Here is a 25,945-nt window from a genome sequence, read left to right as displayed (position 1 = left end):
CAATGCCGGGGCGTGCGCTAGCCCTGTTCTGTTTCCGCTGGCTCTTCCGGCTGGGCGGGTGCCGCCTCGAACTCGGGGAGTGGTGCGGGCACCTCCAAGCAGGCGTGCTCGTCGCCGCTGGTGTCGTCCTTTGCAAACTCGACAGATTCAGGGACTTGAGGAATGCGGAACTCATCCGTCGGCTCAGGCGCAGCCACACCCGGTCCATCTTTGAGATAGGGATACGCCACCGCGCGGTGGTAGGGCTCGTCCAGGTCGCAGGGTGTGCTGGCGCAACCTGCCGCGGCCAGGGCCAGTACGGCTGTGAAGAGGGTCTTGCTGTGCATTCAGTGCTCCAGAGCGCCGGCATCGACCAGTGCGGTGCGAACCGGGGTTTCGAATTGAGATTGCAGACGGACGAGCGGCAGGCGAATGCCGCCTCCAATCCGTCCCATTTGCTGCAGCGCCCATTTAACTGGAATGGGGTTCGGGTCTAGGAACAGCGAACTGTGCAGCCCCACCATCGGTGCATCTGCTTCGCGCGTGGCTTCGACGTCGCCCGCGCGTGCGGCATCACAAAGCCGGCGCATCTGTTCGGGCACCACATTCGCGGTCACCGAAATCACGCCATCAAAGCCCGCCAGCATGGCATCAGCCGACGTCCCATCGTCTCCGGACAGCAGCACGAACGGTTGTGGAAGCCGACTCCGCAACGTCTCCACGCGCTCGCGGTCTCCGACGGCTTCTTTCAACGCGACAATCCGTGGGTGCGCGGCCAGCCTGACGGCCGTTTCCGGAAGCAGATCGCAGCCAGTTCGGCCCGGAACGTTGTAGAGAATGACAGGGATGCTAGAGGCTTCGGCAACCGCCCAGTAATGCTGGTAAAGCCCTTCCTGTGGCGGCTTGTTGTAATACGGCGTGACCACCAGGGCACCGGCGGCACCCGCCTGCCCAGCCTCGACCGTCAACGCGATGGCTTCTGCTGTGGAGTTGGCGCCGGTACCGGCAATGACCGGGACGCGTTGATCGGCCACGGCAATGACCCGGCGGATGACCTCCAGATGCTCGTCGACCGACAGGGTTGCGGACTCGCCCGTGGTGCCCACGGCCACCAGGCCCTCAGTGCCGGCTTGGATATGCCAATTCACCAGGGCATCCAGCGCATCGAAATCCACGCGACCGTCCGGATGCATTGGAGTCACTAGCGCGACGTTGCTGCCTTCAAACATTGGATTGCACTCTGGCCAGGCAGCCCTCGGGCGGCCGGCATTTGCTAGAATTTCGAAAAGTCACGGGGGCGAGGCGCGCCCGCTTCCGAATCGCCGCAGCCCCTGTAAGGCGCGGCAGTATAACGTAGACAATCTGATATGCCGCATACGCAACACCTGCTGTCGATCGCACTCAACGGTCCCCAGCAGGCAGACCTTTCCCGGTCCGTCGTCTCCGAGATCGCCAGCCGCGGCTGCAGCATTCTTGAATGCCGCCTGTACCCGGTCGGTGACCAGTTTGCCGCCAACCTGTTGGTCAGCGGCAACTGGAGCAGCCTGGGCCGACTCGAAACCGCGCTACCGGCGATTGCCGGCGATCTGGGCCTGACGGCGCATTGCACACGCAGCGCGCCGCGTCCCATGGATGACAAGCTGCGCCCCTATGCCGTCGAGATCATCGCACCGCAGGAAGCTGGCTTGCTCAGGGATGTGCTGGAGTTCTTCCGCAGTCACGACGCCTCGGTGGTCGAGATCGCCGCCCAGCACTATGACGCGGCGCAGACTGGCGCGGCGCTTGCGAACCTGCAGTTGGTGGTCCATGTCCCTGTGAATGCGCACCCGCCGGCGCTGCGCGAATCTTTCATGGACCTTTGCGACGAGTTACATGCCGACGGCCTGCTGGACCCGATCAAGAACTAGATTCAACTCGAACGACCCACGCTTAGGAGACAGCCGCAGATATGACGATAGAGATCGGACAACCCGCACCGGATTTCTCTGCACCGGCCACGGGTGACCAAACGCTTTCGCTGGCGGACTTCAAGGGCAAGCACTTGGTGCTGTATTTCTACCCCAAGGACAGCACCCCCGGATGCACGCAGGAAGGCCAGGATTTTCGCGACCTGTATTCCCAGTTCCAGGCGGCCGGCGCCGAGGTGCTGGGCGTTTCCCGCGAAGGCATTCGCTCGCATGAGAACTTCAGGGCCAAGCACGAGTTTCCGTTCCACCTGCTGTCCGATCCTGACGAAACCGTCTGTCAGGCCTACGACGTGATGAAAGAAAAAAACATGTACGGCCGCAAGTACATGGGGATCGAGCGATCGACCTTCCTGATCGACGGCGAGGGCCGACTGCGCGAGGCCTGGCGCAAGGTCAAGGTCAAGGGCCACGCGCAAGCGGTTCTTGAGGCGATTCAAGCACTGTAACGATTCAGACACGAGGGGCGGCCAACACCGCCCCTCGTTTGGTTTAGCCACCGGGGAGCACCGGAATGACGACCCGCATCTTTGTACTGGACACCAACGTCCTGATGCACGACCCCTCCGCATTGTTTCGATTCGAAGAGCATGACCTCTATATCCCCATGGTGGTGCTGGAGGAGCTAGATGCTGCCAAGAAAGGCACCAGCGAGGTGTCGAGGAACGTCCGTCAGGTCAGTCGTTTTCTTGATGAGATGATCCACGGCGTGGACGAACAGGCGATCGAAGCCGGCCTCGCCCTACCCGACTTCGGCCTCAATATCCGTAACAAGGCCGTGCCATCCGGGCGTCTGTACTTCCAGACCCGACCACCCAATGTCGAATTGCCCGATCTGCTGCCTGGCAACAAACCCGACAACAGTATTCTCGTCACCACCCTGGCACTGAAGGCGGAGCACCCAAATCGTCAGGTCACGCTGGTGTCCAAGGACATCAACCTGCGCATCAAGGCCGCTATCACCGGCATTCCGGCCGAGGACTACGCCAGCGATCGCGTGTTGGATGATCTGGATTTGCTGGATGCCGGCTACAAGGCGCTGCCGGAGGGGTTCTGGTCAGCCCATGGCGACAACATGGAGTCGTGGACGGATGATCGAGGCTCTGCGCACTACCGGCTGGGCGGCCCCGAAATCCAGGACCTGCATGCCAACCAGTTCGTGTATTTCGAGGATGGCAGCGGCCCAGACCTCATCGTCCGATCCGTTGGAGAGGACACGGCCACGCTGCAGGTCATTAATGACTACAGCGAAGGCAAACAGTCCGTCTGGGGCGTTCATGCCCGCAATCGCGAGCAGAACCTAGCCCTTAATCTGCTGCTCGACCCCAGTATCGATTTTGTCACCTTGCTTGGCGCCGCCGGGACCGGCAAGACCTTGCTAGCGCTGGCCGCCGGTCTGGCGCAAACGCTGGATCAATCGCGCTTTCGCGAGATCATCATGACCCGCGTCACCGTGCCGGTCGGTGACGACATCGGCTTTCTCCCCGGCACCGAAGAAGAAAAAATGACGCCCTGGATGGGGGCGCTCATGGACAACCTCGAGGTACTCACCCAGTCCGACGACGCCGGTGAATGGGAACGCGCTGCCACGAACGAACTGCTGTCCAAGCGGATTAAGATTCGCTCGGTCAACTTCATGCGCGGACGCACCTTCGTCAACCGCTACATCATTCTTGATGAGGCGCAGAATCTCACGCCCAAGCAGATGAAAACCCTGATCACCCGCGCAGGCCCAGGCAGCAAGATTGTTTGCCTGGGCAACCTCAGCCAGATCGACACACCCTATCTCACGGAAACCAACTCGGGGCTGACCTACGTCGTCGACCATTTCCGTGGCTGGGAGCACGGTGGTCATGTGACCCTGGCGCGCGGTGAGCGCTCCCGGTTGGCAGCCTTCGCGTCGGCTACGCTGTAGCCGTCTCGTGGGTGTCTGCTGGCTCGGGTGGCGCATCGGTATCACGCAGGCGCTCCGGCCAAGCATTGATGATGGCGTTGACGACCGTGGCCAGCGGGATCGCAAAGAACACACCCCAGAACCCCCAAATGCCGCCGAAGAACAGCACCGCGACAATGATGGCCACGGGGTGGAGATCCACGGCCTCGGAGAACAGCAGTGGTACCAGCACATTGCCATCCAGCGCCTGTAGCACCCCATAGGCGATCAGCACGTAGTAGAACTGGGGCTCGGTGCCCCACTGTGCCCAGGCCACGGCTGCAATCGGCGCTGTGATCACCAGCGCGCCCAGATACGGCACCAGCACCGAGAATCCCACCAGTGCGGACAGCAGCATGGCGTAGTTCAAGCCCAGCAACATAAACGTGGCGAACGCGGCGACCCAGACGATGATGATCTCCACGAACTTGCCGCGCACATAGTTCGCCAGCTGGCGGTCGACATCACCCCAGACCCGGCGCAGCAGGCCGATGTCATCAGGCAGAAAACCACGGAACCACGCCTGGATGCTGGTTTTGTCCTTGAGCAGAAAAAACATGAGCAGCGGCACAAGCACCACGTACACCGCGATGTACAACAGCCCGACACCCACCACCACGCTGTTGCTGAGCACGAACTGGCGGAATTCAGCCACGTAGTCGCCGGCCGAAAGCATGACCTCTTCGATTTGCTTGGGCGACACCATGGAGGGGTATTTTTCCGGCAGCGTCATCAAATAGGCCTGGATGTTGCCGATGATGACCGGCACTTCCTGGACAACCTGCGTGGCCTGCCGCGACAACATCGGCAGCAGCAGCACCAACGCTGCCAGCGAACCGGCGCAGAAACTCGCCCAGACCACCGTGACCGACAACCATCTCGGTAGACGCGTGCGTTGCTGAAGTACGGCCACCGGCCCTTCCAGCAGGTAGGCCAGCACCACAGCCACCAGAACGGGGGCCAACGTACCGGCAAAGAACGTGATGATGATCCAGACGGCGAACAGCACCAGCGCCAGACTGACCACCTGGGGATTGGAGAGCTGGCGCTTCAGCCAGTCCTTGACCGCATGCACGACGAATCGGCTCCTTGCCTGGACAGTGGAGGAGGCGCAGCCTTTGGGCATCGTGGCCCCGAGCCGGCTCCTGCAGCAGACCGCTGAACCACCGGGGAGTTCCGGCAACGGGTACGGCCTGAAAGATCGGCGAACTCTCCCGAGCAGCGGAACTCTAATCGGCGTAGGATGAATCCGAGTCGGCGTTCGCGCACCGAATGCCAGCGACTGTAGCACACGCCTCGAAACCACATGATGTCAGTTCTCCGCAATCTGCTGGTCGTGATCTGCACGGCAGCTCTGGCGGCTACGACCGCCCTGGCCAGCGTCAATCTTCCCGATTTCGGAGAGCCGGCGGACCGCACGCTGTCTCCTGCCGAAGAGGCCGATATCGGCGCCCGGATCGAAGCCCAACTCCACGCTGCCGGGCTGATTCTTGAGGATCATCAGCTCACCGAGTACGTCACCCGACTCGGGGCTCGGCTGGCCGTTCATGGAGGAACCGGACCCAACGGCTTCACCTTCTTTGTCATCCGGGATGACTCCATTAATGCTTTCGCATTGCCTGGTGGCTACATCGGTATACACACGGGTCTGATCAAGGCGTCCAGCAGCGAATCGGAACTCGCTGGCGTGGTCGCCCATGAAGAAGCCCACGTCACCCAGCGGCATATTGCACGGCAACTCCAGGGCTCCGCCGGCTGGAACCTGGCCACCGCAGCGCTGGTGGTCGCCGCGGCGTTGGCCGGTGCCACAGACCCCGATCTCGTGCAGGCCGCACTGGGCATCGGATTGGCATCCGTCCAACAGCGGCAGATCAACCACACCCGTAGCCATGAGCTAGAAGCTGACCGACTCGGGATCCGCACGCTCGCACAGGCCGGGTTTGATCCACGTGGTATGGCCACATTCTTTGAACGGCTACACCAGCAAACCCGCCTCTACGGCAATCAGCTTCCCGAGATTCTCCTCACCCACCCGGTCTCGGCCACGCGCGTTTCCGAAGCTTTAAACCGCGCAGAAGAGTACGGGCCGGTCGAACGGGAGAGCTCGAAAGAATACCGTTACATGCGTGCCCGGGCACGGGTTCTGGCTGCCTCCCCGCCCTCGCTGGAGCGCGAATTTTTTCAGCGCTCGCTGGAGCACGATCAGACGGATGACGAAGCTCGCTACGGCCTCGCACTCATCGATATGCTCGGTGGCGATGGTGAAGCGGCGTTAAGGCAGCTGAAGCAAATCGCTGACGCCGACCAGATTAACGTGCAGCTTGCCCTCGCCCAGGCCGAGCAAATCGCGGGTCAGCACCGGGCAGCCCATGCCCGCTACGAAGACACCATGCGGCGCTTCCCTGGCTACGCGCCCACGGCGTTGGCCTACGCCGATACGCTCATCCGCAACGGGGAATCAGACCAGGCTCGACGGGTGCTGCTGGCCAGCCAGGCCTATCAGCGCCATCAACCCGATGCATTCCGCTTGCTGGCCCTGGCGGCCCGAGACAGCGGCCGAGAGCCGGAGGCGCACTATCAGATGGCCGCATTCTTCCGTTACCGCGGCAATTACCGGGCAGCCATCAATCAGTTGCACACCGGCCTGCAGCGACAGGACTTGTCTGAAGTGGAGCGTGCACGGCTGGAGTCACGCATGCTGGAGTACCGACGCAACGCGCCGGCCGAACTCAGACGGAGCGGTTCGACGGGTTAACCGAGGCAAGCAAACCCGCCTCCACCATCCAATCCATGGTTTCACGCAGCATCCGCTCCATGGAAACGCACTCAAAGCCCAGCTCCTGGCGAGCCCGCGTCGTGTCGCAGTAGATGTTGCTGGCGAGCAACGTCACGGTCTCGCGCGTCAGATCCGGTGCTCGTCGGAACACCGGTGCGACGGTCTCCTCCAGCCGCGCGTACGCTGCAAGCACCGGAACTGGCAGCGGCCTGGGCGCGACTGTCCGCCCCAATACACGTGCCACCCGCTTGACCAGCGTCAGGTAGGCGGCATCCTGCCCGCCCAGCAGATAATTGTTACCGACCCGCCCGTCCCGAGCGGCGGCAATATGCGCGCTGGCTACGGCCTCTGCATGGCAAAAAGAACCGCCCCCATCGGGCATGCCGGGCAATCGGCGCTGCTGGATTAGCTGAAACAGCTTGGACCAGTTGTTGTAGTCATAGCGCCCGAGAATATTGGCTGGATTGATGATCACAGCCTGCAAGCCCCGGGCAATACCCCGGCGAATCTCTCGCTCAGCCAAGGCCTTGGTCCGGACGTAATCAATCGGCGACTTTGCTGCGGACACCGGTGTTTGCTCGTTGATCCGACCGGAATGCAAACCGAATGCAACTGCGCTGGAGGTATGAACAAAACGGGCGGCACGCCGCTCAAGCGCCGCCTTGACGAGATTGCGGGTCCCTCGGACATTCACCAGCGTCTGACCGGCTCGATGTCGTCGCCACAAACTGGTATCCCCGGCCACGTGGAACACCACGTCAGCATGCTCCGGCATCGCCGAGCGCACAGCGTCCAAGTCGGTGATATCTCCTTCCCTGCGCTCGACACCCCGGTGCAGGAGCTCGGAGACATCCGAACTAGACCGATGCAATGCCACGACGTCCCAACCGTCGCGCCCCAGCGCTTCGATCAAGTTCAGGCCGACGAATCCCGTGGCCCCGGTCACAAACGCCAGCGGCATCGATACTCCTTAGACGCGCACCCCAGTCATCTCAGGATAGGTAATTGTTCGACGAAGGTCGAATTGACGACTGGCGCGCTGCCGGCATCACGATGCGGCCTGGCGCGAGCCCATTCCAGGACGCGCGACGTCAGACACCGGCACCATGGAAGACCAGTGGCGACAGCTCGGACACTGCCAGTGAATCGCCCGACCAGAGAAACCACACTGCTGGCAGGCGTAGAGCGGTGCGCTGGCCAGCGTGGCTTTTAGCGCCGTATGCAGGGTCTCCAGGGGGGCCGCCAATGGCCCTGGTAATTCGGTCTGATTCAGCGCCAACAGATGGTTGAATGCCGTCCACGATGGCGTGTGCGACAGGTACTCGGCCAGCCGTTCGACGCCCTGCCCGTTACCAATCTCGTCCGCCAGCGCAATCTGCACTGCCGGCGGCGCCTCAGCGCTCGCCAGTTCGTGCAATAGGCTTAACCACTGATCGCGATCATCAACGGCCGCATAGCACCGTTTAAGCGGCTGCAGCGTTTCAACAACATAGCGTGTGTCCTGGCGGACGACGCGTCGGTAGGCACGGATGGCCCCCTTGGGATCTTCTGCGGCCTCACGCGCCTTGCCTTCCAACAGGCTGGCGCGGACACAGTCGCGATCATCGGCCAGCGCTTTCTTGGTCCACTGCAGCGCGGTCTTGGTGTCCTTCTGCCACAGTGCTTCCTCGGCCAGCTCACAGGCATATTGAGCCAGGCGACGGGGCTCCGGGCGGCCCTGCACCTTTTCCTGACGACGGGTGGCCTCGATGGCGCGCTCCCAATCGCGTTCTTTCTCGTAAATCGACACCAGCGACGCCAGGGCCACGTCCAGAAACATGCCCTGCTCCAGCAGCTCCAGATAAAGCCCTTCGGCCCGATCCAGCACGCCTGCCTTCATGTAGTCCTGAGCCAGTTCCAATCGGGCCCGATTGCGGTATTGGTGATCGAGATTAGGCCGAGCGACTAGATTCTGGTGAACCCGTAGCGCCCGATCGACCTCGCCGCGCCGTCGGAACAACGACCCGAGCGCCAGATGCGTTTCCACCGTGTCGTTATCGACCTCGAGTAGGCGGATAAAGACATCCATCGCTTTGTCGGTCTCGTCGTTGACGAGATACTGCACACCTTGCAGGTAATCGGTGTTGGGAGCGGCCGCAGCCTCCGGTGGGCGGACGCGGCTGCGCAGATACCAGCCCACGGCTCCGGCCATGGGCATCAGCAGCAGCGCTAGGCCGAATGCGTCAAACATCGTGGATCGGGAGGTTCCGAAGGTTTTTGAGTTCGGCCTCCTGATCCTTGATTTGGCGGGATTGCCGCTTGATCTGGCGCTTGAGACGGGCCACGCGCAACGCGCTGACCGCCAGCATGATGACGACCACAATCAGCAGTTCGATCACCATCCAGAAGATCAGCGGGCCCGAGAATTCGGCCACCAGCAAGTCGACGGTGACGTGCTCGGTGTTGGTGAAGGCCAATGCCACGCCGAGGCAGAACACCAGGACGAGCGCCAGCACCATGAGAACCCGACCGACGGCGCTACGTTGCTGGTCAGCTGTTTCCGTTGACACGCTCACGCAGCTCCTTGCCGGGTTTGAAATGAGGGACGGCTTTCGAAGGGATGACAACCGCATCGCCCGTCTTGGGGTTGCGACCAATCCGCTGCGGCCGGTGATGCAGCGAGAAACTGCCGAATCCGCGGATCTCGATCCGGTCCTCGCCGGCCAGCGAATCCGTGATCTTGTCCAGTAGCAACTTGACTGCCAGCTCCACATCCTTGTGAGAGAGATGGGGTTGCTGGTCGGCCAATTGATCGATGAGTTCAGACTTGGTCATGAACGCGGTCGCGCTCCTATCGGTCATCACCCGGCCACACTAGAACAAAAGCCCGTGGCGCGCAACACGCCACGGGCTTTTTTCCTCTTTATTTTCCTAAGCTTACAGCGATTGCAAGATGCGCTTACGCGTCCTTGCCGTCACCCATCTGCTCCTTGAGCAGATCACCCAGGCTGGTCGTGCCGGTCTGAGCACTGCGGCTGTACTCGGCCACGGCATCGGCCTCTTCCTTCATTTCCTTGGCCTTGATGGACAGGGAAATCGAACGGGTCTTGCGGTCCATACCGACGATGCGGGCTTCCACCTGCTCGCCAACCGTCAGCGCCGTGCGGGCGTCCTCGATCCGCTCGCGGGCGATGTCGGCCACACGCAGGTAACCGTCGATGCCCTCTTCCAGATCGATGACGGCACCACGCGGATCCACCTCGCGGATGGTACCGGTGACGATGGAGCCCTTCGGATGACGGCCCATGTAGGACGCGAACGGATCCTGTTCCATCTGCTTCACGCCCAGCGAAATGCGCTCACGCTCGGCATCGATGGACAGCACAACGGCTTCGATCTCTTCGCCCTTGGAGAAGTTGCGGACCAGATCGTCGCCTTCTTCGTTCCAGGACAGGTCGGACAGATGGACCAGACCATCGATGCCGCCGTCCAGGCCGATGAAGATGCCGAAGTCCGTAATCGACTTGATGGCGCCCCGGACCTTGTCGCCCTTCTGGAAGTTCTGGGCGAACTCTTCCCACGGGTTGGGGATGCACTGCTTGATACCGAGGGAAATACGACGACGCTCCTCGTCGATATCCAGCACCATGACCTCGACTTCGTCGCCGATCTGCACGACCTTGCCGGGAGACACGTTCTTGTTAGTCCAGTCCATTTCGGACACGTGAACCAGGCCTTCCACACCTTCTTCGATTTCGACGAACGCACCGTAATCGGTAATGTTCGTGACCTTGCCGAACAGGCGGGTGGACTCGGGGTAACGACGTGCAATATCGACCCAGGGATCTTCACCCAGCTGCTTCAGCCCCAGGGAGACGCGCATGCGCTCACGATCAAACTTGAGCACCTTGACTTCGACTTCCTGGCCAGCTTCGACAACTTCCGACGGATCCTTGACGCGCTTCCAGGACATGTCGGTGATGTGCAGCAGACCATCGATGCCGCCCAGATCGACGAACGCGCCGTAGTCGACGAGGTTCTTGACCACGCCCTGCAGCACGATGCCTTCCTGCAGCTTCTCGATCAGCGCCTCGCGCTCCACCGAGTATTCGGCTTCCAGCACTTCGCGACGTGAGACCACGACGTTGTTGCGCACACGATCCAGCTTGATGACCTTGAATTCGAGCGGCTTGCCTTCCAGGTAGGCGGTGTCGCGCACCGGACGGATATCCACCAGCGAGCCCGGCAGGAACGCGCGGACATTGCCCACGTCGACGGTGTAACCACCCTTGACCTTGCCGCTGATCTGACCCACGACGATTTCCTCGTCGTCGAACGCCTTCTGCAGCCGGTCCCAGGTCTTGATGCGCTCGGCCTTTTCCTTGGACAGCTTGGTCTCGCCAAAGCCATCTTCAACGGTCTCCAGGGCGACTTCGACGTCGTCACCTTCGCCGATGGTCAGCTCACCGGAGTCGTTGTAGAACTCCTCGATCGGGATCACGCCTTCGGACTTCAGGCCCGCGTCGACAATGACCACATCCGGCTTAACCTGCAGAACACGGGCCGTAACAATCGAACCCGGTTGCATGGTTTGTTGAGCAATGGATTGCTCGAAGAGTTCAGCAAAACTTTCAGACATAAGAATTAAACACACTTGGTTTGTACCGGCGGTTCATCCGTAAATGCCGGGGCTGTCAAAAACAATCGGGGCGCCAATCCTTGGCGCCCCGGGCTTAAACTGTCAGTGTGGCGAGACGGCCTTACAGGCGTCGTTCTGCAATCAGCGCCATGACACGGTCGAATACCTGCTCGATGCCAAGCTCGGAGGTATCGATGATCACGGCATCGTCGGCGGGCTTTAACGGCGCCGTCGCACGGGTCGCATCACGCTCATCACGCTGAATAATATCAGAGTAAATCCGTTCAAAAATAGCACTGTCTTCGGAAACGCTCAACTGCGCGGCCCGTCGCCGCGCGCGTACCAACGCCGATGCCGTCAAAAAGACCTTGAGAGCGGCGTCAGGAAACACCACCGTCCCCATGTCACGGCCATCTGCCACCAGGCCGGGGGCCTGTTGAAAATCCCGTTGCCGATCCAGCAAGCCGGCGCGCACTGTTGGCAAGGTGGCCACGCGCGATGCGGCCTCGCCCACTGACTCTTCACGAATGGCCCGGGTCACGTCATCGCCGTCCAAATCGATACGCACGCCCTGATCCTGGACAACCTCAAACCGGACCGGCAGGTGGCGGGCAGTCTCGCCCAGCACCCGCGCGTCGTCCAACGCGGTGCCACGCCGCAGCGCACTCAACGCCACCAGGCGATAAAGCGCTCCAGAGTCCAGCAGGTGCCATTGCTGGGCCTGGCTAACCGACAGGGCCAGCGTCCCTTTCCCAACACCACTGGGCCCATCGATCGCGATGACCGGCGCCTGCGCTGTCATGCCCACTCCTCAATCTGCAATCCAAGTTGCGCCATGAGTGGCACGAAGTTCGGAAACGATGTCCGCACATTGGCCACATCACGAATTTCTATTCCGTCTGGTGCGACCGCCCCCAATGCCGCGAAGGCCATTGCGATGCGGTGGTCATCAAAGGACTCGACGACTCCACCGGAGACCGCCCCACCCTGCACGATAATGCCGTCGGGTCTCTCCTCGACCTGCACACCGACGGCCTTGAGACCGGCGGCCATCGCAGCAATCCGGTCCGATTCCTTGACACGCAACTCCTCGGCACCGGAAATCCGGGTCTCACCCTGCGCGCAGGCGGCTGCGACCAGCAAGGCAGGAAACTCGTCAATGGCCAGCGGCACCAGCGCAGCCGGCACCTCGACCCCATGCAGCGTGCTCGCAAGAATCCGCAAATCCGCCACGGGTTCGGCACCCGCGGCACGCACATTCTGCAGCTCAATCTGGGCGCCCATCATCTCCAGAATTTTCAGCACCCCGGCCCGCGAGGGGTTGACGCCAACATTGGGCAGTTTGACGTCGGAACCCGAGGTAATCGCTGCAGCCACCAGCGGAAACGTCGCCGACGACAGGTCCGCCGGAACATCGATGGTGGTGGCGGCGAGCCGCTGACCGCCACGCAACTCACATCGACGGCCCTGGACCCGAACATCCACCCCGAAGCTGGCCAGCATGCGCTCGGTGTGATCGCGACTAATGCCCGGCTCGGTGACGCAGGTCACGCCATCGGCGTACAAGCCTGCCAGCAACAAAGCACTCTTCACCTGGGCCGAGGCCACGGCCAACTCGAACGGCTGACCTTTGAGGGCCTGCCCGCCGTGAATACGCAGCGGCGCGGTCCCGGCATCGCTGGCTTCAATATAAGCCCCCATGCGTGCTAGCGGTTCGCTGACGCGCCGCATGGGGCGTCGCGACAAGGAGGCATCGCCGGTCAGCGTGGAGGAGAAAGCCTGCCCGGATAGCAGGCCGGACATCAGCCGCATGGACGTACCGCTGTTCCCCAGGTCCAAGGCCTGCGCCGGAGCCGACAGGCCATGCAGGCCGACCCCATGAATGCGCATTCCCGTCGCTGAGCTGTCCTCGCAGAGCACACCCATGGCTTCGAAAGCGCGCCGGGTCGCGAGACAGTCCTCGCCCTGGAGGAAGCCTTCCACCGAAGTCACACCATCGGCCAGGGCGCCCAGCATGACCGCCCGATGAGAGATGGACTTGTCGCCCGGCACCTGCGCGATGCCGCGCAGTGGCCCGCCTGCTTTTACTCGAATGACGCTGGACGGTTCGGTCATGGGTCCGGAGTTTGCTCGGTGAGATTCACATAGGCGTCGCGTGCCTGCTTGGCGCGACGGAAGACAGACTCGATTTGATCGGCATCTTCGCAGGCAATGGCGGACCGTAGGTCCTGTAGCCGCAGAATCAGGGCATCCAGATTGGCGGCGACCGCCCCCCGGTTGGCCAGTGCGATATCACGCCACATGTCCGGTGAACTGGAGGCGATGCGTGTGAAATCGCGAAATCCGCCCGCGGCGTACATGAAAATTTCGTCGTGATCCGGACGGGTAGCCAGCAACTCGACCAGCGCAAATGCCAGCATATGAGGCAGATGGCTGGTGGCTGCAAGCACGTCATCATGGTGCGCCGCACCCATGCGAATCGTGCGCGCACCACAGGCCTGCCACAGTCGCTCGACCTCCATGGCGGCAGCTTCCGTGCTGGCCTCGGTCGGCGTCAGAATCGCCAGCCGATTGCGATAAAGCGAATCGAATGCGGCCGACACCCCGGTCCGCTCCGTCCCCGCAATGGGGTGCGCAGGCACGAACCCACCCGGCAACTCGCCAAAGGCCGCCCGCGCCGCCTCAATCACGGACTGCTTTGTCGAACCGACATCGCTGATCACATCGCCCGGTTTGAGCTGGCTTGCGATCGCATCGAAGACTTGGCGCATGGCCAGCACGGGTACGCAGACCAGGTGCAGCTGCGCCTGGGCGGCCACGTCGCCGGCATCCAGGCCGTATCGGTCCACGACCCCCAAGTCGACCGCCCGCGCCAATTCGGACGCTCGCCGCCCATAGCCGATGATTTCCCCGGTATAGCCGGCGGCACGCAACGCCAGCGCAACCGACCCACCAATCAAACCAACGCCATAAATGGCGACCGATGACGCCTGAATCATCCCGGCTTAACTGGCAGCGATCACACGGCTGAGCGCCGTGAGAAATCGCTCGTTCTCATCTGCCGTGCCCACCGTTGCGCGCAGATGCTGCGGCATCCCGTATCCAGCCAGGGGTCTGACGATCACGCCTTCGCGCAGCAAGGCTTCATAGACGGGCGCCGCGTCGCGGCCGAGATCGAAGGTGAGGAAATTGGCATGGGTGGGCAGATACCCCAGACCCAGCTGGTCCAGACCCTGCCGAAGTCGCGCAAGCCCAGTCTGATTCAGTGCAACCGACTCATCGACAAAATCGCTGTCTGCCAGCGCGGCGCGAGCGGCGACATGCGCAACCGCGTTGTTGTTAAAGGGCTGACGCACACGATTGAGAATGTCGGCCAGACCTGGATGAGACAGCCCGTAGCCGACACGCATCGCGGCAATCCCGTAGACCTTGGAGAAGGTCCGGGTCACTACAAGATTCGGGTAGGCATCCAGCAACCGGCGGGCGTCGATGCGCCATTCTTCGGGCTGATAGTCGTAGTACGCCTCGTCCAACACCACAACGACGTCTTGCGGCACCCCACGCAGGAATGCCTCGAAGGCGTCTGGCTCGATCCAGGTTCCGGTGGGGTTATTCGGGTTGGCCACAAAAACCAGCCGCACTGTGTCATCGATCAGGGCAGCCATGGCGTCCAGGTCGTGCCCGTAGGGCATGTCGCTATCAGCCCCCAACGCCTTGGCAATTCGTGCTTGCCCACTGGCCGCAGCGGTGGCAATCGGGTAGACCGCAAACGCGTAATCCGAAAACACGGCCGCGCGTCCAGGACCCAGCAAGGCCTGCGCCAGCAGCACCAGAATATCGTTGGACCCGTTACCCAGCGTGATGCGCTCGGCCTCAATGCCATGGTAGGCCGCAAGATCCGCCTTCAGCTCGTGGCCTGCGGCGTCCGGGTACCGTGCGAAGAACTCGCCCCCTAGCGCAGACTGCACCGCAGCGGTGACCGCCGGACTACACCCCAGGGGATTTTCGTTACTGGCCAGCTTGATCGACCCGGTGATCCCGAGTTCGCGCTCGAGCACCTCCACCGGCTTGCCGGGTGTGTACGGCTTGAGCGCCACGGGCCCGGGCATTGCTAGCTGCTTGAAATCGATCATGGTCTACCTACTCGTCGGTCGTGGTGAGCGCCGCGCGCTAGCCCAGGGGTGCACGTGGATACGACCCGAGAATCTTGAACAGGTCGGACCGTGACTCCACCGCCTTCAACACCTTGTTCAAGGGCGCTTCGTCGGCATGGCCGGCGACATCAATATAGAAATTGTAGTTCCAGTTGCCCCGCCGCGATGGCCGTGACTCAATCCGCGTCATGTTGACCCCGGCATCCGAGAACGGCTTGAGCAACTCGAACAATGCGCCGGGGCGCTGGTCGCCACCATGGGCCGAGCAGACGAAGGACGTCATATCGTCGCCGGTCGGGTCAGTTTGCTGGCGCCCAATCACAAGGAATCGGGTCGTGTTGTCCGACTCGTCCTCGATATTCGCAGCCGCGATCTTGAGCTTGTAGAGCTCTGCGGCTGGCCGCCCTGCAATGGCTGCCCAGCCCTGCCCGGGGTGGTCCGAAACCAGGCGCGCGGCCTTGCCATTGCTGGATGCCGTTTCCAGTTCGGCTGCGGGCAACCGTGTCTGCAGCCAAGTCCGGCACTGGGCCAGCGACTGGGGATGCGCGATCACCTTGGTGATGCCATCTGGCAGCTCTTGATCGCTGAGCAGGTGGTGGTGGATCGGCAAGGTCACCTCACCGCAGATACGCAGCGGGCTGGACACGAACAAGTCCAGGGTATGACTCACCACCCCTTCGGAGGAATTCTCGATGGGCACGACACCGTAATGGGAGTTCCCGGCCTCAACGTCACGGAAGATCTCGTCGATCGCCACCATCGGCCGTGAACGGACGGCATGGCCGAAATGCTTATGCACAGCACCCTGCGTGTAGGTGCCCTCCGGTCCCAGATAGGCCACCGTCAACGGCGACTCCAGCGACAGACAGGCGGACATGATCTCGCGCATGAGCCTGGCCATCGTCTCACCGGTCAGCGGCCCCTCGTTGCGATCCATGACGCGACGCAGCACTTCGGCCTCGCGTGACGGTCGATACATATCGCCGACGTCACCCGATTTCTGTTTAATGATCGCGATTTCCTGCGCAAGACGCGCCCGATCGGAAATCTGTCGCTGAATCGATTGATCCAGCTCGTCAATCGACTTACGGGCTGCCGCCAGTCTGTCTTGATGGTCCGTCATCCGCCTCGGTCTCGTGCTGGATCAATGGTCAATGGCGCGCACGGAAAGCACGCCATCAATGCCTCGCAACTCATCGAGTACCGCATCGGGCAGCTCGCCGTCGACATCGACCAATGTGTATGCCAGGTCACCACGTGATTTATTCAGCAAATCCGCAATATTCAGACCGCGCTGCGCCAGCACGGTGGAAATCTGCCCCACCATGTTCGGAACATTACGATTGGCAACCGCCAGTCGAGCCGCACCATCCGTCATCGGCAGGACGGCCTCGGGAAAATTGACCGAGTTGCGCACGTTGCCGGTTTCCAGGTAATCACGGAGCTGATCCGCCACCATCACCGCGCAGTTATCCTCGGCCTCTTGTGTCGATGCACCGAGATGCGGCAACGCGATGACCCCAGCACGCCCCCGCGCCTCGGGCGTCGGAAAATCGCAGACATAGCGATGCAAACCGCCCTGCTCCAGGGCTTGGAGCACGGCCGTCTCGTCAACAATGGGCGCCCGCGAGAAATTCAGCAATGTCGCCCCGGTCTTCATCAGCTTGAGCCGGTCGGCATTGATCAGCCCGCGGGTTGCGTCGATAAGCGGCACGTGCAGGGACACGAAATCCGACCGCGAAAGCAACTCCTCCACCGTATGCGCCTGCTCGACGCTGGCATCCAGTTGCCAAGCATTGCCCACGGTAATGGCCGGGTCGTAGCCAATCACCTGCATGCCCAGGTCTTGCGCAACATTGGCCACCTTGACGCCGATCGCGCCCAGACCGACCACGCCCAGGGTGCGCCCCGGCAGCTCGAAGCCCTTGAACTGCTTCTTGCCTGCTTCGACGGCCTGGCCCATGGTGTCGGCATCACCGTCCAGGCCATGAACAAAGTCCCATGCCGCAATGATGTTGCGAGCCGCCAGCAGCATCCCAGTGACCACCAGTTCCTTGACGGCGTTGGCGTTGGCCCCTGGCGCGTTGAAGACGGCCACCCCCCGACTGCTCATCTCCGCCACGGGGATGTTGTTCGTACCGGCACCGGCCCGCCCCACGGCTTTCAGTGAGGGAGGGATTGCCATGCCATGCAGGCTTGCAGACCGAAGCACCAGGCCGTCAGGCTCCGACAGGTCCGAAGCCACTTCGTACCGCTCCAGAGGAAACCGGCCCAGTCCCTTCGGCGAAATATTGTTAAGCGTCTGAATCTTGTATTTATTCAAAGCGTTAGCCGTTCGTTCTGGCGAATTCTTTCATGTAATCGATCAGCGCATCGACGCCTGCTTCGGGCATGGCGTTATAGAGGCTTGCCCGCATTCCCCCGACGCTTCGGTGGCCCTTCAGGGTTGACAAGCCGATCTCGCCGGCGCCGGCGAGAAACGCGGCATCCAGCCCGGCATCGGGCAACGTGAACGGCACGTTCATCCACGAGCGGTCGCTGGGGCGCACCGGATTGCGGTAGTAGCCGGAGCCATCGATGTAGTCATAAAGCTTGCCGGCCTTACGGGCGTTGCGCTCGGCCATGGCCGGCAGCCCCCCACGCGCCTTGATCCACTGCAGGACCAGCCCGCACACGTACCAGGCAAAACACGGGGGTGTGTTGAGCATGGAATCGGCTGCTGCAATCTGCTGATAATCAAGCACGGTCGGGGTTTGCGGCAGCGCCTGACCCAGCAGATCGTTACGGACGATCACAATGGTGACGCCCGCCGGGCCCAGGTTCTTCTGCGCGCCGGCGTAGATCAGTCCGAAACGCTCGACATCGATAGGCCGGGATAAGAACGTAGATGAAAAGTCCGCAACCAGCGGAACGTCACCGACGTCGGGCACCTCGGGGAACTCCACACCTTCGATGGTCTCGTTCGGCGTGTAATGCACGTAAGCGGCGTTGGGGTCTAGATTCCACTGTTCGCGCGCGGGCACATGGGTGAACACGTCGTCCACCGGTCGTGCCGCCGTATTCGCGGTGCAGAAGCGACCCGCCTCCTTAATGGCCTTCTTGCCCCAGCTACCGGTCACAACGTAGTCGGCCGTCGACCCACCCCGGAGTAGATTCATAGGGATGGCCGAGAACTGGCCGGTCGCGCCGCCCTGCATCCAGAGAATGCTGTAGTTGTCCGGCACGCCCAACAAAGATTTCAGGTCGGCCGTGGCCTGCTCGGCAATGGCGACGAATTCCTTACCGCGATGGCTCATTTCCATCACGGACATACCGGAACCGTTCCAGTCCAGCAGGTCATTGCGTACCTGCTCAAGCACATCAATCGGCAACGTGGCCGGGCCGGCGGAGAAATTAAAGACGCGCGTCATGGGACTCCCAATGGGTTGGCCGAGTGGCATTGCGGCGCGGGAGGGTACACCGATCAGGCGTTCATGTCGCCCTGCAACATGTGCGACGCCAGCCGCTCGCCCGGGCGACAAAGTGACCGCGGGCGAGCGAAAAAGCGCAACCTACTCGGCTGCTCCGTCCCCGGCGCCCGCCTCACCATCGTCGTCGTCCTCAGCTTCGGTGGCGATCCGGTCGACACCGACCAGACGGTCCCCTTGTGCCAGACGAATCAGTTTGACGCCCTGCGTATTGCGGCTCAGCTGGGAGATGCCTGATACCGACTGACGATTGAGATTGCCTGACTCGGTGATGAGCATGATCTCGTCGTCTTCGCCAACCTGAATCGCGGCGACCAGCTTGCCGGTCTTATCGGTGAGTCGTTGCGCGAACACGCCCTGGCCACCCCGCCCACGCAGTGGATAGTCATCCACCGGCGTGCGTTTGCCGAAGCCGGCTTCGGACATCGTGAGCACGTCGCCGTCCTGGCAGATCAGCAGCGAGATGACCGACTGTTCCTTGCCCAGCTTCATGCCACGCACACCCGCCGCCGTGCGTCCCATGGAGCGAACATTGGCCTCGGGGAAGCGAATACCTTTGCCGTTGTCGGCGACCAGCAAAATGTCCCGGGTGCCATCTGTGAGTGCCGCGCCGACCAGGGCATCGTCGTCCCGCAGCGCCAACGCGATGATGCCGCTGGCGCGGGGCCGCGAGAATGCCTCCAGTTCGGTCTTCTTGACCACGCCCTGACGGGTGACGAAGAACACCGACTCGCCCGTGCCGAAATCCTTGATCGGTAGCACGGCCGAAATACGCTCATCGCCCTCGAGCGGCAGCAGATTGACGATGGGCTTGCCGCGTGAACCCCGACTGCCTTGTGGAATCTGATAGACCTTAAGCCAGTAAACCTTGCCCGCCGACGAAAAACACAACAGCGTGTCATGGGTGTGGGTCACCCACAGCGCATCGATAAAGTCATCCGTCTTGAAGCTGGATGCCAGCTTGCCGCGACCACCGCGTTTCTGCGCCTGGAAAACGTCCAGCGGCTGGCTCTTGACGTAACCCTCGTGCGACAACGTCACCACGACATCCTGCGGGGTGATCAGATCTTCGAGATCCAGGCCGATGAAGTCTTCGAGAATCTCGGTCCGGCGGACATCGCCATAGGTTTCCCGAACGGCGATCAGTTCTTCACGGATGACCTCCAGCAAACGGGCGATACTGCCGAGAATTTCGAGATATTCAGCGATCTGCTCGAGAATCTCGCGGTACTCGCCAACCAGCTTCTCCTGCTCCAGGCCGGTGAGTCGGTGCAGGCGCAAATCCAAAATCGCCTGCGCCTGGGCTTCGGACAGCATATAGCCGTCGTCCGTCAGGCCTAGCCCCTCGGCCAGCTCCAACGGCCGAGATGCCTCGGCACCGGCGCGACCCAGCATGTCGCGCACCTGGCCAGGTGCCCAGGGGCGTGCGACCAATGCAGCCCGGGCCTCCGCCGGTGAGGCCGCTGCCTTGATCAGTTCGATGACCTCGTCGATATTGGCCAGCGCAACGGTGAGCCCTTCCAACACATGGGCGCGGTCACGCGCCTTGCGCAGCAGGTACATGGTCCGCCGTGTCACGACCTCACGACGATGGCGCACGAAGGCTTCCAGAACCTGCTTGAGGTTAAGCGTCCGCGGCTGGCCGCCATCCAGTGCGACCATGTTGATGCCGAACACGGTTTGCAGCTGGGTCTGACGATAAAGATTGTTGAGGACGACCTCACCGGCTTCGCCGCGCCGCAGTTCGATCACCATGCGCATGCCGTCCTTGTCGGACTCGTCGCGCAGCTCCGTGATGCCCTCGATCTTCTTTTCCTTGACCAGCTCGGCAATTTTTTCCAGAAGACGCGCCTTGTTCACCTGATAGGGCAACTCGGTGACGATAATGGCCTGACGCCCGCTGGGCAGCTCTTCGATCTCGGCGCGGGCACGCATGTAGACACGCCCCCGGCCGGTTTCGTAGGCCTCACGAACCCCACTTGTGCCATTGATCAGGGCGGCCGTGGGGAAATCCGGCGCGGGCACATGCGCCATCAGGCCCTCGATCGTAATCTCCGGATCGTCGATGAGCGCCACACAGGCATTCACGATTTCGGTCAGGTTATGCGGCGGGATATTGGTCGCCATCCCCACGGCGATACCCGCCGAACCATTGACCAAGAGGTTCGGGATCTTGGTCGGCAGTACGGCCGGCTCGGACTCGGACTCGTCGTAGTTGGGGACGAAGTCGACGGTGTCCTTGTCGATGTCCGCCAGCATCTCGTGTGCAATGCGGGCCATGCGGACCTCGGTGTAACGCATGGCAGCGGCCGAGTCGCCATCCACCGATCCGAAGTTGCCCTGCCCGTCAACCAGCATGTAGCGCATGGAGAACGGCTGCGCCATGCGCACGATCGTGTCGTACACGGCGGTGTCGCCATGCGGGTGGTATTTACCAATCACATCACCGACGACACGCGCCGACTTCTTATAAGGCTTGTTGTAATCGTTGCCGAGTTCGCGCATGGCGTAGAGGACGCGTCGATGTACGGGCTTGAGGCCATCTCGTACATCCGGCAGTGCCCGTCCCACGATCACGCTCATGGCGTAGTCGAGGTAGGACTGCTTCATCTCGTCTTCAAGATTGACGTGCAGGACTTCTTTTGCGAACTCGCTCATCCGCTCACTTCACTTGGTTCTGTGGATTTTTTTAGGGTGGTCGTGCGTCTATGCGCGCGATTTCTCAGGCCACTATACCACCCTGAGCGCCTGTATTCGCGCTCACGGGCCTTGACCCGTAGAACGCCACCCCCATAGCGCCGAAACAAAAAAACGGCCGACGGGGAAACCCGCCGGCCGCTCACTCGCCCGAGGCGCCGCGCTCGCGATTAATTGCAGCCGGTGTCCGGACAGGTTGTTGAGATGCTGAGGTTAAAGCCCCCTTCAAAGGCGACAAGCTCGGTGATCTGCGCCAGGTACAACCCCGGCATCGGGTCGGTCACCGGCGCCGTCACTTCTTCTCCGGCCGGGTTATAAATCACCATATCCAGTTGCTCAGCAGGCGCGGCGGTCAGCGTGAAGTCCAAGCTGGTCAACGCGGCCAGCGCAGGTAACTCGTAACGAACTTCGTGCGTGGCAAAGCCATCCGAGCCACTGCCGCACCCCAGGCAGACCACGGGAGTCGTGATCCCGGTGGGTCCGTCATAGCTGACCACCTCGACCGTGCCGGGACCCGGCTCGGCGATCGGGGTCTCCGGAGCAGACTCACAGGCATCGCCGACACCGTCATCACCGGTATCCGTCTGCTCCGGGTTGGCCGCATTCGGACAGTTATCCTCGCTGTCGACCACACCATCGCCATCGATATCGCTGGGCGGGGCATCGCAGGCATCGCCCACGCCATTGCCGTCTTCATCCGCCTGATCCGCATTGGGGTCTTCAGGGCAATTGTCGTCGCCGTTGGCCACGCCGTCGCCGTCGAAATCAGCGGCCGGGTCATAGTTGCCACCCGGATCATTGCTGGCCGGATGATGTGGCAAGCCCGAGTCACAGAAGATGAACGGATTGCTGTCTAGCGGCTGCGCACTGTCGCCACCAAACACGTCGGGCAGCGAGGGGGCGATCTCGTTCCAGTAGGTCATACGCTCGAGCATGATCTCGGTCTGGAACTCGCAGAAACCGACAGGCTTGGTCCGCGGCAATGCGCCCAGACTCAGGTGCGTCAGTGCAGCTTCAACCACCAGTTTGTCGCTGCGGGCGGACAGATCACCCCAGCCATAATCCAACCAGGCCAGCTGGGGAATCACCGGCGTCGCCAGGTCCAGCGCAATCTCGATGGGGTCGCCCAGCGTACCCGGTACCCAGGCGGCCTCCTCCAGTGCTCGGCGCAGCACCCAGTTGGTGAGTGGAATCTCGCCGCCGACTGCCATGGTCGGGACGCCATCCACATCAATCACTCCGCCACGATGGCCATACTTACGACGCACCTCGAGCAGGACGCGTGAGGCCACACCAGCCGCGCGCGGCGTCGAAAAACTGGTCCCACCCACCGATGTGTCGATCTCCGACTGACAGTCCATGCAATACGGCAGCTGCTGCACGAAGTCCGACACGAAATCGGGCAACCGACCCGATGTGATGGTCCGGCCCTCGGAGGAGTCCTCCTCGCTGCCCGACACGCCGATGGACCACCAAGGCCCGGCACCTGCACGTGCGGGTGACAAACCCGGTCCGTTACCGGATGAGCTGAAATGCAGCTTGCCCTGCCCCACCACACCGTCAAAACCGGCATGGAAAGCACGCGTCTCCGGCACCGGCAAAAGGCCCAGGGCCAGCGAAACGCCGTAGCTGGTCGACACGATATCAATCGAAGGATTCAGGAAGGTCCATTCATGACTGGGGTCGTTGCCGATGTCGTTGCCCTGCTCCACCATGATCACCACGGCCTCGGGGTTCGCCTTCAGTACGGCTGCACTGGTCCCCACACCATGAGATGACTTGATCGGCTGCGGGACCAGGGGTTCGACATCCGTACCGGCAAAGGAAATGGCCAGCAGGTTTGTGCCCTTGAACCAGACCAACTCCCCACGCTTCACCCGCGACCAGATGGCGGCGTCGGCCTCGATGTCGGCAGCGATGTCACCGGTCCGCGTCAACTCGATCTGGTTCTCCGGCTCGACCCCAAGCTCGGCCAGGACGGCGGGCGTCACAGCGGTCGGCGCATGCTCCGGATAGATTTCGCTGCCGGCGTAGAAGAAGTCGTGGTAGGGGTTGGTCGCACTGTCCATCACGCCCACGATGACTCGCGTCGACTGGACCGGCACCGGGTACTCGGTGACCGTGTCGTCGACCAACTCGTAGCAACCACCAACCGTGACGCAGCGCAGGGTTGCGACACCGGAAAACGGCGTCTCGAAGTTGCTGTAGCTCTTGGTGGACGCGACATAGTCACCGGCGCGTGGAGCCACAGCCGTGGCGGATTCTGCGGCCACCCCGGTCTCGGCATTCAGGTTTCCGGAGCTGGCGACGACGCTTCCGTTCGGGTCCAGCACGTCCAGATCCAGATCTTCTGCGGCGACATCCCAGGCGATATCCACTTGCAACTCGTCGTAGGCGCAGCCATCAGGTATGGGTAGCACCTCATCAACCGTCGTACCCGGAACGCCCCCCACGGAACTCGGCGCAGTCCCCGTCCATTCGGCGATTACCTGTTCTTCGCCTTCCTGCATGCAAAGGTTTGCAACCACATCCCCGGCGTCCTCTCCCCGTGTCACAAAGGCGACGAACTTGAAACGCTCGCCCGGTCGTGTCTCGCGCTCATGGATGACGAAGCGGTAGGCACCCTCGACAGGGGTTTCCACACGGATGGTCTGATCAATCGCGGGTTCGGCCAGCGCCTCGGCGACGACAGCGCCATCCGGGCCGAAGACCTCCAGGCTCAGTGAATCCTCGATATCGTCCCAGTAAAGCGCGGCGTCGATATAGAGATACCCCGGCTCGGCTGCCGGCAGATTCGCCACGAACTCCAGGCTGGGCCCCTCGCCATGCGACTTGGTGGAAGGGGGCGTGTAGCCCTCCATGCTGCCCTCCACATTGAAGAGCTGGGTCGTGCCGATCCCCGGCGCTTCGGTGACTGGAGGTTGGCCATCCCCGACCGGAGAATCGCCGTCATCAGGGCTGAGGCTCTCGGTGCCGGAACAGGCGGCCAGGGAAGCGCTAACGCAAAGCGCGGTGAGTAAACGGGTCCAATCGATCATGCAAACCTCGGGTCATGCCAGGGTCACGCGTGGGCACAAGCACACGCGACGCACCCGGACGCCAAACGCCCGGGCTTCGGTAGTGGGAGTGCGTCCGAGTCGCTCGCAGCCGGCAGGATCGGAACCGATCGCGGCTACGCCTTGCGCCAAGAAAGATGACCCAGAACGCCGGGTAAGTTTACAGAAATTTGACAGCAAATCGCGCGCCAGCTTTTCTGACACCCCGATGGTGTCGACCGCCGGCCCCCCTGCACGCCCGTGGCCATGGGCGCCCCCTTGGTCGCGGACATCAAGCGCCAACGACTGGACGCTGACATTGAAACTCGCCTGATCTGGCACCATGACTGCGGCAGCCCTCTACTCGGTGCACGCAAGACCCGTATGGAATTTCAGGACTACTACGAAACACTGGGCGTCTCCCGCAGTGCCAGCGATGCGGAGATCAAAGCCGCCTACCGCAAGCTTGCTCGCCAGTATCACCCCGATCGGAACACGGATAGCGGCGCGGAAGATCGGTTCAAGGCCATATCAGAGGCCTACGAAGTGCTGAAAGACCCTGCAAAGCGCCAGCAATACGACGCGCTGGGCGCGAATTGGCAAAACGGCCAGCAATTCCGTCCCCCGCCCGGCTGGGACGCTGGCGCAGGCGGGTTTGGCGGTGCGTCCGGCTTCTCGGACTTTTTCGAGACCCTGTTTGGACAGGGCTTCCAGGCCGGAGATTTCGGCGGCCAGAATCCGTTTGGCGGGCGGGCTGCGCGCCCGTCACCGCAAACGGCGCGCATCTCGATTTCGTTGGAAGATGCCTTCAATGGAATCAAGCGCCGGCTGACGCTCAATGACAGCCACGGCGCGCGACAGGTGGACGTGCAGATTCCGAAGGGCATACGCAGCGGCCAGAAGATCCGGCTCTCCGGCCAGGGCCGTGCGGGTCCTTCCGGTCAGCGCGGCGACCTGCTGCTGGAAGTCGACATCAAACCTCACGACGTCTTCGAACTGGACGGATCCGATATTCGCGTGCTGATGCCCATTGCCCCCTGGGAGGCCGCGCTGGGCAGCAAGCTGGAAGTGCCGACCCTGGCGGGTAGCGTCACGCTCAAAGTGCCGCCCGGTGCCCGGACCGGCCAATCCCTGCGGCTGCGCGGCCGTGGCATGCCTGGCTCCCCCGCGGGCGATCAATTCGTGACCTTGCAAATCCAGACGCCGCGCGCAGAAACACGCGAACAACGAGAACTCTACGAGCGCATGGCCGCAGCTTTTTCGTTCGACCCTCGTCGAGAGCACGGCCGCGCGTAAACTGGCCATTGTGTCCTGACAGGATC

General features: G+C 62.2%; 22 protein-coding genes. 5 read left to right on the top strand and 17 right to left on the bottom strand.

Translation table 11 applies throughout. The features are described from left to right. Positions 1–17 precede the first annotated feature (17 nt). Both DEH80_RS04925 and dapA read right to left on the bottom strand, forming a co-directional pair. Positions 18–326 carry a hypothetical protein gene (locus DEH80_RS04925; protein WP_109719372.1) on the bottom strand — a complete coding sequence of 103 codons (309 nt, stop codon included), beginning with the start codon at positions 324–326 and terminating at the stop codon, positions 18–20. Continuing rightward, positions 327–1,208: a 4-hydroxy-tetrahydrodipicolinate synthase gene (gene dapA / locus DEH80_RS04920; protein WP_109719371.1), complete on the bottom strand. Its 882-nt coding sequence runs from the start codon at positions 1,206–1,208 to the stop codon at positions 327–329. 138 nt (positions 1,209–1,346) lie between these two features. Between dapA and DEH80_RS04915 the strand changes: the two genes are divergently transcribed. The 3 genes from DEH80_RS04915 to DEH80_RS04905 all read left to right on the top strand — a co-directional run bounded on the left by DEH80_RS04915 (position 1,347) and on the right by DEH80_RS04905 (position 3,858). Beyond that, on the top strand, positions 1,347–1,886 hold the full coding sequence (locus tag DEH80_RS04915) for a glycine cleavage system transcriptional repressor (protein ID WP_109719370.1): 540 nt from the start codon (positions 1,347–1,349) through the stop codon (positions 1,884–1,886). Positions 1,887–1,927: 41 nt separating this feature from the next. Next, on the top strand, positions 1,928–2,392 hold the full coding sequence (locus DEH80_RS04910; RefSeq protein WP_109719369.1) for a peroxiredoxin: 465 nt from the start codon (positions 1,928–1,930) through the stop codon (positions 2,390–2,392). Between the two features lie 65 nt (positions 2,393–2,457). Further along, on the top strand, positions 2,458–3,858 hold the full coding sequence (locus DEH80_RS04905; protein ID WP_109719368.1) for a PhoH family protein: 1,401 nt from the start codon (positions 2,458–2,460) through the stop codon (positions 3,856–3,858). Here DEH80_RS04905 and DEH80_RS04900 read toward each other — a convergent pair. Beyond that, positions 3,848–4,951: an AI-2E family transporter gene (locus tag DEH80_RS04900; RefSeq protein ID WP_109719367.1), complete on the bottom strand. Its 1,104-nt coding sequence runs from the start codon at positions 4,949–4,951 to the stop codon at positions 3,848–3,850. The genes DEH80_RS04905 and DEH80_RS04900 overlap by 11 nt on opposite strands. Positions 4,952–5,182: 231 nt before the next feature. On the opposite strand from DEH80_RS04900, the gene DEH80_RS04895 reads away from it, so the two are divergent. Further along, entirely contained in the window at positions 5,183–6,631 is a 1,449-nt protein-coding gene (locus tag DEH80_RS04895) for a M48 family metalloprotease (protein WP_109719366.1), read from the top strand. Here DEH80_RS04895 and DEH80_RS04890 read toward each other — a convergent pair. The 14 genes from DEH80_RS04890 to DEH80_RS17890 form a co-directional block, all read right to left on the bottom strand. Next, positions 6,606–7,613 carry an NAD-dependent epimerase/dehydratase family protein gene (locus DEH80_RS04890; RefSeq protein WP_109719365.1) on the bottom strand — a complete coding sequence of 336 codons (1,008 nt, stop codon included), beginning with the start codon at positions 7,611–7,613 and terminating at the stop codon, positions 6,606–6,608. The genes DEH80_RS04895 and DEH80_RS04890 overlap by 26 nt on opposite strands. A gap of 87 nt (positions 7,614–7,700) precedes the next feature. Next, complete coding sequence (lapB, locus tag DEH80_RS04885; RefSeq protein ID WP_109719364.1) at positions 7,701–8,882, bottom strand: lipopolysaccharide assembly protein LapB; 1,182 nt, start codon at positions 8,880–8,882, stop codon at positions 7,701–7,703. Beyond that, positions 8,875–9,201 carry a LapA family protein gene (locus tag DEH80_RS04880; protein WP_165831295.1) on the bottom strand — a complete coding sequence of 109 codons (327 nt, stop codon included), beginning with the start codon at positions 9,199–9,201 and terminating at the stop codon, positions 8,875–8,877. Before DEH80_RS04880 ends, lapB begins: the two co-directional genes overlap by 8 nt. Beyond that, a complete protein-coding gene (locus DEH80_RS04875) occupies positions 9,182–9,466 on the bottom strand; it encodes an integration host factor subunit beta (RefSeq protein ID WP_109719526.1) in 285 nt (94 codons plus the stop codon). Before DEH80_RS04875 ends, DEH80_RS04880 begins: the two co-directional genes overlap by 20 nt. A 124-nt stretch (positions 9,467–9,590) precedes the next feature. Continuing rightward, the gene (gene rpsA, locus DEH80_RS04870; RefSeq protein ID WP_109719362.1) at positions 9,591–11,270 is read right to left on the bottom strand and encodes a 30S ribosomal protein S1; all 1,680 of its coding nucleotides are present in this window, start codon (positions 11,268–11,270) and stop codon (positions 9,591–9,593) included. 121 nt (positions 11,271–11,391) lie between these two features. After that, complete coding sequence (gene cmk, locus DEH80_RS04865; protein WP_109719361.1) at positions 11,392–12,072, bottom strand: (d)CMP kinase; 681 nt, start codon at positions 12,070–12,072, stop codon at positions 11,392–11,394. Continuing rightward, on the bottom strand, positions 12,069–13,385 hold the full coding sequence (aroA, locus tag DEH80_RS04860; protein ID WP_109719360.1) for a 3-phosphoshikimate 1-carboxyvinyltransferase: 1,317 nt from the start codon (positions 13,383–13,385) through the stop codon (positions 12,069–12,071). The genes cmk and aroA overlap by 4 nt, the downstream gene beginning before the upstream one ends. Then, positions 13,382–14,269 (bottom strand): prephenate dehydrogenase, encoded by an 888-nt coding sequence (locus DEH80_RS04855; protein WP_109719359.1) that lies wholly within the window; start codon positions 14,267–14,269, stop codon positions 13,382–13,384. The genes aroA and DEH80_RS04855 overlap by 4 nt, the downstream gene beginning before the upstream one ends. A gap of 6 nt (positions 14,270–14,275) precedes the next feature. Then, positions 14,276–15,403, bottom strand: coding sequence for a histidinol-phosphate transaminase (hisC, locus tag DEH80_RS04850; RefSeq protein ID WP_109719358.1), 1,128 nt, complete (start codon positions 15,401–15,403; stop codon positions 14,276–14,278). Positions 15,404–15,440: 37 nt separating this feature from the next. After that, positions 15,441–16,547: a prephenate dehydratase gene (gene pheA / locus DEH80_RS04845; protein WP_109719357.1), complete on the bottom strand. Its 1,107-nt coding sequence runs from the start codon at positions 16,545–16,547 to the stop codon at positions 15,441–15,443. 21 nt (positions 16,548–16,568) lie between these two features. Further along, positions 16,569–17,747, bottom strand: a complete 1,179-nt coding sequence (locus DEH80_RS04840; protein ID WP_109719356.1) for a phosphoglycerate dehydrogenase — start codon at positions 17,745–17,747, stop codon at positions 16,569–16,571. Positions 17,748–17,751: 4 nt separating this feature from the next. After that, complete coding sequence (serC, locus tag DEH80_RS04835; protein WP_109719355.1) at positions 17,752–18,834, bottom strand: 3-phosphoserine/phosphohydroxythreonine transaminase; 1,083 nt, start codon at positions 18,832–18,834, stop codon at positions 17,752–17,754. Between the two features lie 141 nt (positions 18,835–18,975). After that, positions 18,976–21,549 carry a DNA gyrase subunit A gene (gyrA, locus tag DEH80_RS04830; RefSeq protein ID WP_109719354.1) on the bottom strand — a complete coding sequence of 858 codons (2,574 nt, stop codon included), beginning with the start codon at positions 21,547–21,549 and terminating at the stop codon, positions 18,976–18,978. Between the two features lie 209 nt (positions 21,550–21,758). Then, complete coding sequence (locus DEH80_RS17890) at positions 21,759–24,626, bottom strand: thrombospondin type 3 repeat-containing protein (RefSeq protein ID WP_207774476.1); 2,868 nt, start codon at positions 24,624–24,626, stop codon at positions 21,759–21,761. Between the two features lie 264 nt (positions 24,627–24,890). Between DEH80_RS17890 and DEH80_RS04820 the strand changes: the two genes are divergently transcribed. Beyond that, entirely contained in the window at positions 24,891–25,919 is a 1,029-nt protein-coding gene (locus DEH80_RS04820) for a DnaJ C-terminal domain-containing protein (protein ID WP_243412751.1), read from the top strand. The last annotated feature ends 26 nt before the right edge of the window (positions 25,920–25,945 follow it).

This window comes from Abyssibacter profundi, from assembly GCF_003151135.1.
GTDB lineage: Bacteria > Pseudomonadota > Gammaproteobacteria > Nevskiales > OUC007 > Abyssibacter > Abyssibacter profundi.
This window is presented reverse-complemented; position numbering and strand designations above follow the sequence as displayed.